Raw genomic sequence first — 12,691 nt, forward strand, 5'->3', positions numbered from 1 at the left:
CTGCGGCCCAAGCTTCAGATATCTGCGCTGACCTGGGTCGGGTCCGGGCAGTTTTCCCCGCCGTTATTCAGCCCTTGCTTGTAGTTGCGGCTGAGCAGCGAAGCCTTGCCGTTGTGCCAGGTCAATGTCAGCACGTACAGGGAGTCGTAGTCATTGCCAGACCAATCATCGGTAATGGTGTGTTTTTCGCCAGCGGCTTCGCTGGCGACTTTGTTGATCAGTTCCGGCAAGTAACCGTGGGACCAGGCCGTGTAGATGGTCGCGTTGCGGTACTTGTCCTCGACCAGTTCTTCGGCCAGGGCACTGGTGTCATTCGCTGAGAACTCGATATTCACCGGCAGGCCGAGCTTGATCGCGCTGGGGCTGATGGTGATCAGTGGGCGAATGTAGCTGTAGGAGTTATCCAGTTCGCCTTCCTCGACGTTGCGCGTCGGGTTGGCAGCGAACACATAGTTGGCTTTGCCGAACTTTTCCGGCAACAGGGTCGCCAGGTTCATGGCGCGGTTCAGGCCCTGGCAATTGAGTTGGCCCAGGCCACCGGCGGGTTTTTCACCATGGCGCAGGAATACCAGGGTTTGCACGCCATCGACCGGTTGCGCACGGCTTTCACGGGCGTCCAGGGCGGTGACGATAGCAGCGCTGACCAGCAGCAGCGGCAATACCATGTAGGAATAACGTTTGAGTCGTGGCACAAGGCGCAGAGGCTTGATCTTCATGATAGGTTCGAGTCTTCGTGCGTCGGGTTAAGGCGGGCAAGCCCGGCCCCAGTGACGCATCAGCGTCCTGCGGTGTTCCCTGTCGATATAGCAAGCAGCCTCCATTCATTGTTCGGGCGCTCTTTAAGAGTGCATTCGGGCGCTTTGGTTCGCCCACGCGGGATACTAGCCGGCAAATGTTGCGCAACGATGACCCATGCACGGCGGCAGGCAGATGACTATGATGGGGCTTTCCGACCAGGGGGTTCTCGATGAACGCACTCGCCGCTTTCCCGATCAATAGCAAATGGCCCGCCCAGCACCCAGAACGCCTGCAGCTGTATTCGCTACCCACGCCCAACGGCGTCAAGGTGTCGATCATGCTCGAAGAACTGGGCCTGCCTTACGAGGCGCACAAGGTCAGCTTCGACACCCAGGACCAATTGTCTCCCGAGTTCCTGTCCCTGAACCCCAACAACAAGATCCCTGCGATTATCGACCCCAACGGCCCGAGCGGGCAGCCGCTGGCACTGTTCGAATCCGGCGCGATCCTCGTTTACCTGGCGGAAAAGACCAGCCAGTTGCTCTCCGAAGACCCGGCCACCCGCTATGAAACCCTGCAATGGTTGATGTTCCAGATGGGCGGCATTGGCCCGATGTTTGGCCAACTGGGGTTCTTCAACAAATTCGCCGGCAAGGCTTATGAGGACAAGCGCCCGCGTGATCGCTACGCCGCCGAATCGCGGCGCTTGCTGGGCGTGCTGGAAAAGCGCCTGTTGGGCCGCACCTGGATCATGGGCGACGAGTACAGCATCGCCGACATTGCGACCTTTCCGTGGGTTCGCAACTTGATTGGGTTCTACGAGTCCGGTGATCTGGTAGGCATCACCGATTTCCCTAACGTACTGCGCGCGCTGGACGGCTTTGTCGCACGTCCTGCGGTGATCCGTGGCCTGAACATTCCGAGCTGAAGCATGTCGACTTTCGATTTTCAACAACTGGATGTATTCAGCAGCGTGCCGCTCAAAGGCAACCCCTTGGCCGTGGTGCTGGGGGCCGATAGCTTCACCGACCAGCAGATGGCGGACTTTGCCAATTGGACCAACCTCAGCGAAACCACGTTTTTACTGACGCCGCGCGACCCACGTGCTGACTATCGGGTAAGAATCTTCACCACCCTCAAAGAGCTGCCGTTCGCCGGGCATCCGACCTTGGGCAGTTGCCACGCCTGGTTGCAGGCTGGCGGCGTGCCACGTGGGGAGGAGATTATCCAGGAGTGCGAAATCGGCTTGGTGCGTATTCGTCGCCAGGGTGACCAACTGGCGTTTATCGCGCCGCCATTGTTGCGTGCAGGGCCCGTGGAGGCGCCGTTGCTGGAGCGCGTGCGCCTGGCTTTGAAGCTGGCGCCCGAGGCGATTGTGCGCAGCCAGTGGGTCGACAATGGTGCGGGTTGGCTGGCGGTGATGCTGGCTGATCGTGACGCGGTGCTTGCGTTGCAACCGGACTATGCGCAACTGCTGGGTCTGGCCGTAGGGGTGATCGCCCCCTGTGATCCGACGCGTGATGCGGTGGACGCGCACTTTGAAGTGCGCGCTTTTGTCGCTGGCGATGGCGCCGCCGAAGACCCGGCCACCGGCAGCTTGAATGCCGGCGCGGCCCAATGGCTGCTCGCCGAGGGCCTGGCGCCCAGCCGTTACGTGGTCAGCCAAGGCACGGCGATTGGGCGAGCGGGGCGTATTCATATCGAGCGCCAGGGCGATGAAATCTGGGTGGGCGGCGCCGTAGCGTTGTGCATCGAAGGGCGTCTACAGCTTTAGATCAATGAATTGTTACGCACCCGGCAATACACTATTGGCCCCTCGGCATTTGTGTTGCCGGGACTTGGGGGCATAAGCTTTCGCCCCAAAGTGTTCAGCCATTTTTCAGGATTGCCATGACCAGCCAGTTCCCCCAAGCCCGTCCACGTCGCCTGCGCCGCTCCCCGGAATTGCGTGGCCTGTTCCAGGAAAGCGAATTCACCCTCAACGACTTGGTACTGCCGATTTTCGTCGAAGAAGAAATCGACGACTTCGTGCCCATCACCAGCATGCCGGGTGTGTTGCGCATTCCTGAGAAAAAACTCGCCGGTGAGATCGAGCGTTACGCTCGCGCCGGCATCAAGTCGGTGATGACCTTCGGTGTGTCCCACCACCTCGACGCCAGCGGCAGCGACACGTGGAAAGAACGCGGCCTGGTTTCGCGCATGTCCTCGATCATCAAGGACGCCGTGCCGGAAATGATCGTGATGTCCGACACCTGCTTCTGCGAATACACCGACCACGGCCACTGCGGCGTGATGCACGGTGCCCATGTCGACAACGACGCGACCCTGGTCAACCTCGGCAAACAAGCCGTGGCCGCCGCCCGCGCCGGCGCCGACGTGATCGCCCCGTCAGCGGCGATGGACGGCCAGGTCCAGGCCATCCGCCGCGCGCTGGATGACGCCGGCTTCACCCACATCCCGATCATGGCCTACTCCACCAAATTCGCCTCGGCCCTCTACGGCCCCTTCCGAGAAGCCGGCGGCAGCGCGCTCAAGGGCGACCGCAAAAGCTACCAGATGAACCCGATGAACCGCCGCGAAGCCGTGCGCGAATCGCTGCTGGACGAACAGGAAGGCGCTGATGCGCTGATGGTCAAGCCTGCCGGTGCCTACCTCGACATCATCCGCGACATCCGCGAAGCCTCGCGCCTGCCGGTGGCGGCGTACCAGGTGAGCGGTGAGTACGCGATGATCAAGTTCGGCGCACAGGCCGGGGCGATTGATGAGGATCGGGTGGTGCGCGAGACGTTGGGGTCGATCAAGCGGGCGGGGGCGGATTTGATATTTACGTATTTTGCGATGGATTTGGCGGTGGCGGGGATCTAAAGGAGCTGAGTACACCGGTGGCGAGCGAGCTTGCTCGCGTGGGGCTGCCTAGCAGCCCCGTATCTCGGCCAGGAAATTATTTAATGGCGTTTTTTAATGTTAAGGCAACATGGTTTAACCACCTTTGCCCATCACTCCATTCATTAGGGTAATAGTAATAACAGCCGATATCAGAGAGTAAAAAGTCTTGAAGATCTTGCTCTGTTTTTTTGGCTGAGATTAGTTTTTCTAGCTCTGATAGCACTATTTTTATCGTATCTTCAGGCGACTCCGAAATAAAAAAATCAATTACGTCGTTTGCGCTTTTATGATCATCAACCCAATCTTGATTGAAGTATCCAGCAAGAAATTGCTGCAGCTCGGGGTAGTCTTTATTCATGGGTTTGGAAACCCTGTGTGAATTCGATATCCAGTATGCATTTTTTGGTCTCTGCGAATAATTAAGTAAATTTCTTTTCCGGGTACAGGTGTCGTAGTGTTCTTTTTGAAACTTGTGCCGATTGGCTCTGGGGATAGTTGAGTGATGACTATCTGCTGGTTGTTTCCTTCTAGGAAGTCTTTGATTTTGTCTTGATTGTTATCCAATACCTTTGAAACGGCGAGTTCAGCTGTTGCGCGATCATGAAACGTAGAGGCTGCCGGGATATGTGGTTCCTGTCTCAAGCGGTCAAGCAGCTGTTGATCAGTTCTACCGACATGCTTTTGCATTAGATGTCCTCCTGCCGCCTCATGTGCGGCTAAACCTCCTCCTGGAACGATTACGCTATACGGACCTTCAGGGCAGCTTGTTTTTTTACAGCTCAGTCCCAGCGGGTCTACCCAACCTGTCGGATTGGGCACATACCGGTACCCATTGATCCCCCCCGCCAGCTTCATTGGATCTGGCGTCAGGTAACGACCAATATCCGGATTGTAGTAGCGATGGCGGTTGTAGTGCAGGCCGCTTTCTGCATCGAAATACTGGCCTTGAAACCGCAGTGGATTGTCGACTTTGCCCACGTCGAGCCGGGCGATCTGGCCGTAGGCGCGGTAGTGGGCGGACCAGACGATTTCGCCCTCGGGGCGGGTCAGTTCTTGCGGGGTGCCGAGGTGGTCGAGTTGGTAGTGGTAGGGCTTGGTTTCTTTTGGGCCGAAACCGTCCAACAGTGCCAGTGGGCGGAAGCTGCCGGGTTCGTAGAGGTAGCTGCGATGGCGTTCTGCATGGTGTTCGGCAATTAGCTTGTCGCCTTGCCAGAAAAACTCGGTGGTTTTGTCGTCCACGGTTTTGCTGATGCGGCGTCCAAATGGGTCATAGCGATAGCTGGCGGTTTGGCCGTTGGGCGTTGTAACCCCGACCAACCGATGCTGGGAGTCGTAGCGGTACTCAGTGACAACTTGCTGGCCTTTACCGCGTCGTTCGCGGATGAGGTTGCCGAAGGCGTCGTAGTCGTAATGGCAGTCGCCTTGGATCATCAGACGATTCGCCGCGACGATGTCCGGGCCCGGGCGGTCTTGCATTAGCAGGTTGCCGGCCGGGTTGTGGGCGAATCGTTCCTGTACGTCATGGGAGTGGTCGGCGCGGGTCAGGCGATTAAGCGGGTCGTAGCGGTAAAGGTGTTCGCCTTTGCGGGTGTCGAGCAGGCGGGTGAGGTTGCCGGATTTGTCGTAGTCGTATTGGCGTTGGTAGAGGTGGTTTTGCTGTTGGGTCACCGCGTGGGCGTGCAGGCGGTGTTGGTCATCGTAGTGGTAGTGGCTGAGCAGTTGGCCTTGCTGGCGCTGATGTTCGCGGCCGCTCTTGAACAGATGTGAGGTGAGTACTTCACCGTTGAGTTCGACCGTGGCGAGGTGGCCGCCTTTGTCGTGGTTGAAGGTGATGCGATTGTTGTCTGGCAGACACAGGTTTTTCAACTGGCCGCAGGCGTCGTAGCCGTAGCGCAGGGTGCCCCATCCCTGGTGTTCGGCGGTGAGGCGGTTTTGGCGGTCGTACTCGTAGGCCAGCGCCCAGTGGCCGTCTTCGGCGCTGAGGAGGTTGCCTTGGCGGTCGTAGGCATAGTCGACAACGCTGTCATCGGGCAGGGTTTTTCGGACGAGGCGCCCGGCGTGGTCGCGCTGGTAGTGGGTGATTAGCTGACTGCCATCGTCGCCGTATTCGGTCTTCTCCAGCAGGTGGCCGTTGAGGTCGTAGGCGTAGGCGGTGCGCTGGCCGTCGAAGCCGGTTTCCTGGCGGATCAGGCCGTTGGGGTGATAGTCGAGTTGGTAGGTTTCGCCGGCTTCGTTTTCGATCTCGGTGAGCAGCAGCCGGGCGTTGTCGTAGCGGTACTTGACCTGGGTGCCGTCGGCGTTGAGACGGCGGCTGATCAGGTGCAGGCCGTCGGCGTATTCATAGCGGGTGACGTGGCCGAGTTCGTCGCGTTCGGCGATGATTTTGCCGTAGGGGTTGTAGCTGAATTCCCTACAACCACCGCCTGGCAATACAAGACGAATCAACCTGCCGACGCAGTCCCAGTGATATTGCGTCAGCGCACCATGCTCATCCTCACAGGCAACTTGCCGCCCCAGATCGTCATAGCGATAACGCTTGATCCCACCATTGGGTAATTGCTCCTCAAGCAGTTGCCCGCGTTCGTTCCACACCAGCCGATGGCAACTGCTGTCGGGATACCAAACCCCAACTAATTGCCCATGTTTGTCATAGCTGTAGTCAGTCGAATTGCCATCCGGGTCAATCTTGCGGATGACATCGCCCTGAACATTGCGCTCATATTTCCAGACCGCCTCCCCACGCCTGACAACCCGAACAAAACCGTTGTCATGTTCGTAGGAAGTCGGCTCATCATCCCCCGGAAACAGCGCCACCAAGCGTCCGGCGTCGTCATACTGATAGGCCGTCACCGCGCCCATCGGGTCTTGCTCGACGGTCAGCCGGCCCTTGGCATCGTAGGATTTGTAATGCTGAGCGCCATCCGGATCGATGCGCTGCACCAAGCGCGCCCGGTCGTCATGGACATAGACTTCCTGGCTACCATCGGCGTTATGCACGGTGACGTGGCCGTCATCGCCCCAGGCATAACGCGTGTCCATCTGCGAGAAGCTCGCCCAATGCCGGACGCAACGCGCCGCCTTGCCAGCGCGTTCCCACGCCCAAAAGAAACTCGCCCCACCGGCCAGTTGGCGTTCAAGAATGACGTGCTGATCGTCGTAGCGATAACGCTCGCTTTCACCGACAGCATTGGTCGCGCAAACCAGTCGTCCATGTTCGTCATAGGCGTAGGAAACAAGGTTCTGCTCGGTCTCCCACACGTAGGGCTCACGCCCTTTGGCGCGATGCACCTGGTAGTCCACCGCAACGATGCGACCCAACTCATAACGCAACAGCAACGAGCGACCCGCACCGTTATCCAGCCGCTCAATCCGCCCTGAACGATCCCGGCAAAGGCGCAGGCGGTTGTCATACGCGTCGCTGATCGAGACCAGCACACCGTCGCGAAAGTGATAAAAACGCGAGGCCTGGGCCAGCACCAACTCGTCAGGAGCCGAACCCAAGTAGATCGCCGCTTCCGCCAGGCTATTGGTGATCGCGGGCCGAGAGTCGGTGGGCAAGGGCAGGGTAGTCGAGCGGTTCTCATGGTCAGTCCACACCACCAAATCGCCCGACACCACCAGCCGATGAGCCAGCGCATGACTCCAGCCAAACCCCAACCCACAATCAATGTCCACCGCACTGGTGCGGTACAGCCGCGTCCACTCAAACGGCAAGATCCCATCCAGCACGCCATCGGTGAGGGTCAGCAATTCCTCGCCAGTGACCATCGACACCGGGCAACCGTGGGTAACGGTCTTGTCCGCTGGCGCCGCCGCGTCCCCCTTCGGATTTGAAGCCATGGCCGGCGCATCATCGACAGGCTCATGACGGACCAACGTCGTGCGCTGGGCCTTGCCGCGCACCATCGGCACCGGGTTCGAAACCAGCGTGTCGCCCGCCTTCAACGGCACAGCCGGCACCGTCTTAATCGGCGTCGCCGCACTGCTCAGCAACACCGGCTTGGCGGCCTCGACATGGGTTTCCAGCCGAGGCCCCGCCACCTGCTTGGCCAGCAACTCCAACAACGCCCGCGCCCGCCCGGATTTGACGTGATTGAGCACACGAGCCCCCAATCGCACCACCACGCCCATCGCACCCAACACGCGAATCAGCAGCAGATTGATCAGCACCTCACCGGTAATCTCACCCCACAGTTCAGCCATCTCCGGTGGCGGGAGCATGCGCATCCAGCTGACCAGCGCCGTCAGGTCGATAAACAGCAGCGGCTCATCACTGAGCACCAACAAGCCTTGGGCTATCGCATCACTGCCCAGTGTCAGCAGTTCATCGAGCTCGGTTTGAGAAAGGTATTGCAGCAGTTTTTCGCTGTTGGGCTTGAGGTCGGCCAGCAGCGCAGACAGCTCGCCAATGTTGTCCCACAGGCTGTAAAGCGCTTTGCCTAACCCACTGGCAAAAGCCGCTTCCAGCAAGCGGCGCCGCTCAAGCGGGCGGGCGTCTGCATAATTTTTCCACTGGGCCTGGAAGGTGTCGGTCCACTCTTTGCGCAGCCGGGCTTCCAACGCTGCGATCACTGACTGGTAGGACGCATACAGTGCTTTGAGGTGATCCTGGGAAACGTTGGGGTAGAAACTCACCCGGTATTGCTGGTTGCGATCACACTCGGTGACTTCGAGGATGCCACTCGGGCCGATGGTCTTATGGAGGGGCTCGCCCAGCGGGCCGCCGTCTGGATCAACGCGTTGCACGATCACCGGGGTGTTGCCGATGGGTACGAACCTCGTGCTCTGGAACATATGCACCAGGGTCAAGGCACCCGTGGCCTGGCAGGTGGCGACGGTGCTGCTGGGAAACAGGGAGCGATTGATCGGGGCAACCAGCGCGACGTCATCCCCGACCTTGAACACCTGTTCGACGTCCAGCGCGGAGAAGCTCCAAAAGCTTTTGGCCCACTCGTCAAAGGTGTCCAAGCAATCGCGAAAGTCACGGAAGACGCCCTCGACGTCGACCGTTTCCACGTTCATTGGCGTCAGCGCCAGCCTGCCAATGGCCGGGTTCAAGTGGCGGCCCCGTCAACCGCACGCGTCACGAAAAAAACCATCTGCATTCCCTCGCACTGTTTGATCAGGCGAGGGACTTTGCAGAGGTTTGCCGGGGTGAGGAGTAGAGCTTATCCGGCAGTGGTGTGGGATGTTTCAGTTACTGCCAGACACTGGGTTCGGCATGCCGACGAACCCCGGTTAGACTTACCTGTCGATATCAGCACTGCCCGGCCTGTCGTTAACCAAGGAAGCCTCATGTATTCAACCCGTCTGCTGTTCTGCCTTATTCCGTTGTGGGTACTGGCCGGTTGCTCCACCTCCCGTGGCCCCCAGCAGCCCGAGCGCAGTGAAGCCGAGGTCAAGGCGCAGATCGTGCGCCTGCTGCCGGCCAAGGTGTCGGACCGCAACGGTTGGGCCCAGGACATCTACACCGCCTTCGACACCCAGAAAATCTACCCAAGCAGCGAAAACATCTGTGCGGTATTGGCGGTGACCGAGCAGGAGTCCACCTATCAGGTCGACCCGCAGGTGCCGGGCATGGGCAAGATCGCCCAGGATGAAATCCTGCGCCGCGCCGCCAAGGTGCATGTGCCGGCATTCGTGGTGCGCAGCGCCTTGCAACTGCGCTCGCCCACCGGCAAAACCTACGCCGATCGTTTGAATGCCGCCCGTACGGAGAGGGATTTGAGCGGCATCTTCGACGACTTCATCAGCATGGTGCCCCTGGGCAACACCCTGTTTGGCGGGTTCAACCCAGTACACACCGCAGGCCCCATGCAGGTCAGTATCGACTTTGCGCAGAAACAGGCGCGGGGTTATCCCTACACGGTGGACGGCACAATTCGCCGCGAAGTGTTCACCCGTCGCGGCGGCATGTACTTCGGCATCGCCCACTTGCTCGGCTACCCGGTGAGCTACGACCAGCCGCTGTACCGCTTTGCCGACTTCAACGCCGGTTGGTACGCCAGCCGCAATGCCGCGTTCCAGGCTGCAGTCAGTCGTGCTTCAGGCAAAGAGCTGGCGTTGGATGGGGATTTGATCCGCTATGGCTCATTGCTGCCCGGCACCACCGAGCTGGCGGTGCGTTCACTGGGGGCGAAGTTGGATATGCGCAACCCGAGCATCCGCAGCCAACTGGAGCAGGGCGAGCAGTTGGATTTCGAGGACACCACCTTGTACAAGCGCGTTTTCAGCCTGGCCGACCAGGCGGCCGGCAAGCCGCTGCCTCGGGCGATCCTGCCGGGTATTGTGCTCAAGAGCCCGAAGATCACCCGCAACCTGACCACGGCCTGGTTTGCCAAGCGCGTGGATGAGCGTTACCAGCGCTGCATGAAGCGCTGATCAACCGCGACGCTTGACGAACCGGCGCCACAAGCCCACCCACAACCACACCACCGGGAACGCCAAGATCACGAAGGGCAGCACATAGCTGGCACGTTCCAGGGCGTCTGCGGTGCCGTTCACCAGGTTGTCTCCCAGGTTGCTGAACATCCGGGTGAACCTTGACACCTGGTTGGCGCCGTCCGAGGAACGGAAGTTCAAGGTCACGCGGTTGGTGTCGAGGCGGCGTTGCTGGCCGGCGGCAACCTGAGCCAGTTCCTGCAGCTCGTTTTCAATGCCGGCTTGCTCTTTGCTCAGGACGATCAGATCGCTGACGGTGATGTCCTTGCGCTTGGCCAGTTCATCGAGGCGTTGCTGCTGAGCTTGCAGGCGGTCCTGGCGGCGGCGCACATCCGCCACGGCATCGGCCAGGTCTTCGGCAGTGGTGATGCGCTGGCCGAGCTTACCGCCTTCGGCCGCCAGGGCGACCATCGGCTCCACACCCGTGGGCGCGATCCGCAGGATGATCTGGCCACCTTGGCCGTCTTCGGTAATGCCAAGGATATTGCAGGCACCAAAGCGCGCCGTTTCACACGCCTCACGAGTGGCCTGCATACGCGGCGCAAGCAGGCCGCCGGGCAGGGCCAGGGTCAATTCATGCTCATAGGCCAGTTGCGCCCCGGCCTTGCCCTGTTCGCCATTGATGACGGTGGCGCGAGAATGGTCCTTGGGGGAACAACCGGCCAAGGCCAGGCCAGCAAGCAAGATCAACAGCGGCGCGCGAAGCGGGTGGGAGTTGCCGTCCAGGTGGCGCATGGCGTTTCCTTGAAATGTGCAGGAGAAATTGGCCGAGATTAAAGCGGGTCTGACCCATTAACGCAAAGCATTGCCCGGGATTTGCCCGGCTGATGGTGGTGGCTGCCGGGTCGAGGCTGGCGTACACCTCAAGCCTCACACCAGGGAAGCATCCGCCATGAACGCTCAGACCGTCCCCCAAGGCTTTGTCCCATTGCCGCGCAGCAGCCCGTTGCTGGAACTGCTCGGCCCGGCGTATTGCCGTGGCGAAGGTTTGCAATTGGAAGTCGGCCTGCGCGCCGATCATCGCCACGCCAATGGGCGAGGTACGGTGCACGGCGGGGTGCTGGCGACGCTGGCCGATATCGGCATGGGGTACGCCATGGCGTTTTCCAGTGAGCCGCCGTTGCCGTTGATTACCGCCAGCATGACCGTGGATTACCTGGGCGCCGTGCAGGTAGGGGAGTGGATGGTGGTGCGTCTGGAAAGCCATAAGCGCGGACGGCAGATGGCGTTCGCCACGCTGAGTTTGCAAGTGGAGGAGCGCGTGGTGCTGCGGGCGAGCGCGGTGTTTGCGGTGCCGCAAGCTGACAGGCAGTGAGATCAAATGTGGGAGCTGGCTTGAACTGGCCTAATGATTTTGGACACTTCAATCGGGCGTTATGATAGCGCTCAAATCTGAGGTGTTTGGATATGCGTAAATCTTATTCGAGTGAGTTCAAGCTCAAGGCTGCCAGCATGGTGCTGGATGAAGGCCAGCCGGTTACTGAGGTCTGTGCCAGCCTAGATATCGGCCCCACTGCTCTACGCCGCTGGGTCGATCAAGTGCAGAAAGAACGCCTGGGTTCGACCCCGGTAGGGGCCAAGGCGATTACCGCTGATCAGCGAGAAATCCAGAGGCTCAAAGCCCTACTCAGGGAGAAAGACCTGGACATTGAAATCCTAAAAAAGGCCAGTGCTCTCCTGCTTTTGGACGCCAAAGATCATTCACGCTGATCGATGAGCTGGACGAGCAATACGGCGTTAAAAGGTGTTGCCGGGCGTTTGGGATCAACCGTAGTAGTTTCTACGCCTGGCGCCAGCGCCAGGGCAGAGCAAATCCTGAACGGGACAAGCTCAAAGCCGCGCTGGTCAAGCACCACAGGGCGTCCAGAGAGTCGGCCGGCGCACGTACTTTGTCCAAGGAGCTAAAAGCCAAAGGGCATCGTATCGGACGTTATATGGCTCGCAGTTTGATGCGCGAAGCTGGCATCGCTAGTCGTCAGCGCAGGCGCCATAAGTACAAGTCGCCGGGCGTTGAGGCATTGGTTGCGCCGCACGTGCTCAAGCGAAAATTTGATGTAACGGCGGTTAACCAGGTGTGGTGTGGCGACGTAACTTACATCAAGGTCGGCAAGCGATGGATGTACTTCGCCGCCGTTCTGGATTTGTACGCTCGGAGGATCGTGGGTTGGTCGTTCTCGATGATTTCTGATGCCAATCTGACCTGCGAAGCGCTACGCATGGCGGTTGAGCTACGCGGCCGCCCCCAGGATGTGTTGTTTCATTCAGACCAAGGTTGTCAGTACACCAGTCATAAATTCCGAAACGAGCTTGTGAAACACGGATTTAGACAAAGTATGAGCCGTAAAGGCGAGTGCTGGGACAACGCCCCCATGGAGCGTTTCTTTGGTAGTTTGAAATCAGAGTGGGTTCCTGAAACGGGCTACAAACTGGAACATGAGGCCCGGGCAGACGTGCAGCGCTATGTCTCGCGCTACAACATCAGCAGGCCTCACAGCTACAACGACTACCGGTCGCCGGTCGCGAAGGAAAGGTTGGCGGCGTGAACCTTAATCGGTGTCCAAGATTACTTGACCAGTTCAGCTTGCCTGCGATAGGGGTGTGTCAGTTAGCAATGATCTGACTGATA

Annotated in this window: 11 protein-coding genes; 7 read left to right on the forward strand and 4 right to left on the reverse strand. The window is 59.5% G+C overall.

Annotation, left to right across the window (positions count from 1 at the left end; genetic code table 11):
* Nucleotides 1-14: 14 nt before the first annotated feature.
* Nucleotides 15-716, reverse strand: coding sequence for a hypothetical protein (locus RHM69_RS01295; protein ID WP_019817513.1), 702 nt, complete (start codon nucleotides 714-716; stop codon nucleotides 15-17).
* A gap of 251 nt (nucleotides 717-967) precedes the next feature.
* On the opposite strand from RHM69_RS01295, the gene RHM69_RS01300 reads away from it, so the two are divergent.
* The 3 genes from RHM69_RS01300 (at nucleotide 968) to hemB (ending at nucleotide 3,603) form a co-directional block, all read left to right on the forward strand.
* On the forward strand, nucleotides 968-1,666 hold the full coding sequence (locus RHM69_RS01300; RefSeq protein WP_019817512.1) for a glutathione S-transferase N-terminal domain-containing protein: 699 nt from the start codon (nucleotides 968-970) through the stop codon (nucleotides 1,664-1,666).
* A gap of 3 nt (nucleotides 1,667-1,669) precedes the next feature.
* Complete coding sequence (locus tag RHM69_RS01305) at nucleotides 1,670-2,512, forward strand: PhzF family phenazine biosynthesis protein (RefSeq protein WP_019817511.1); 843 nt, start codon at nucleotides 1,670-1,672, stop codon at nucleotides 2,510-2,512.
* Nucleotides 2,513-2,628: 116 nt separating this feature from the next.
* On the forward strand, nucleotides 2,629-3,603 hold the full coding sequence (hemB, locus tag RHM69_RS01310) for a porphobilinogen synthase (protein WP_019817510.1): 975 nt from the start codon (nucleotides 2,629-2,631) through the stop codon (nucleotides 3,601-3,603).
* Between the two features lie 76 nt (nucleotides 3,604-3,679).
* Here the strand turns inward: hemB and RHM69_RS01315 are convergent, their stop codons facing one another.
* Nucleotides 3,680-3,982: a contact-dependent growth inhibition system immunity protein gene (locus tag RHM69_RS01315; protein ID WP_019817509.1), complete on the reverse strand. Its 303-nt coding sequence runs from the start codon at nucleotides 3,980-3,982 to the stop codon at nucleotides 3,680-3,682.
* Nucleotides 3,979-8,646: an RNase A-like domain-containing protein gene (locus RHM69_RS01320; protein WP_200601162.1), complete on the reverse strand. Its 4,668-nt coding sequence runs from the start codon at nucleotides 8,644-8,646 to the stop codon at nucleotides 3,979-3,981. The genes RHM69_RS01315 and RHM69_RS01320 overlap by 4 nt, the downstream gene beginning before the upstream one ends.
* Before the next feature lie 273 nt (nucleotides 8,647-8,919).
* Between RHM69_RS01320 and RHM69_RS01325 the strand changes: the two genes are divergently transcribed.
* Entirely contained in the window at nucleotides 8,920-10,005 is a 1,086-nt protein-coding gene (locus RHM69_RS01325; RefSeq protein WP_200601158.1) for a DUF1615 domain-containing protein, read from the forward strand.
* Here the strand turns inward: RHM69_RS01325 and RHM69_RS01330 are convergent, their stop codons facing one another.
* On the reverse strand, nucleotides 10,006-10,800 hold the full coding sequence (locus tag RHM69_RS01330) for a DUF4349 domain-containing protein (RefSeq protein ID WP_014717968.1): 795 nt from the start codon (nucleotides 10,798-10,800) through the stop codon (nucleotides 10,006-10,008).
* Between the two features lie 157 nt (nucleotides 10,801-10,957).
* Between RHM69_RS01330 and RHM69_RS01335 the strand changes: the two genes are divergently transcribed.
* From RHM69_RS01335 to RHM69_RS01340, 3 genes are all read left to right on the forward strand, one after another.
* Nucleotides 10,958-11,380: a PaaI family thioesterase gene (locus RHM69_RS01335; protein ID WP_014717969.1), complete on the forward strand. Its 423-nt coding sequence runs from the start codon at nucleotides 10,958-10,960 to the stop codon at nucleotides 11,378-11,380.
* Nucleotides 11,381-11,472: 92 nt separating this feature from the next.
* Nucleotides 11,473-11,775 (forward strand): transposase, encoded by a 303-nt coding sequence (locus tag RHM69_RS30995; protein ID WP_014717988.1) that lies wholly within the window; start codon nucleotides 11,473-11,475, stop codon nucleotides 11,773-11,775.
* Nucleotides 11,776-11,783: 8 nt separating this feature from the next.
* Entirely contained in the window at nucleotides 11,784-12,608 is an 825-nt protein-coding gene (locus RHM69_RS01340; protein ID WP_370706148.1) for an IS3 family transposase, read from the forward strand.
* The last annotated feature ends 83 nt before the right edge of the window (nucleotides 12,609-12,691 follow it).

The sequence above is a fragment of the Pseudomonas sp. CCI1.1 genome (assembly GCF_034348165.1).
Classification (GTDB): Bacteria; Pseudomonadota; Gammaproteobacteria; order Pseudomonadales; family Pseudomonadaceae; genus Aquipseudomonas; species Aquipseudomonas paracarnis.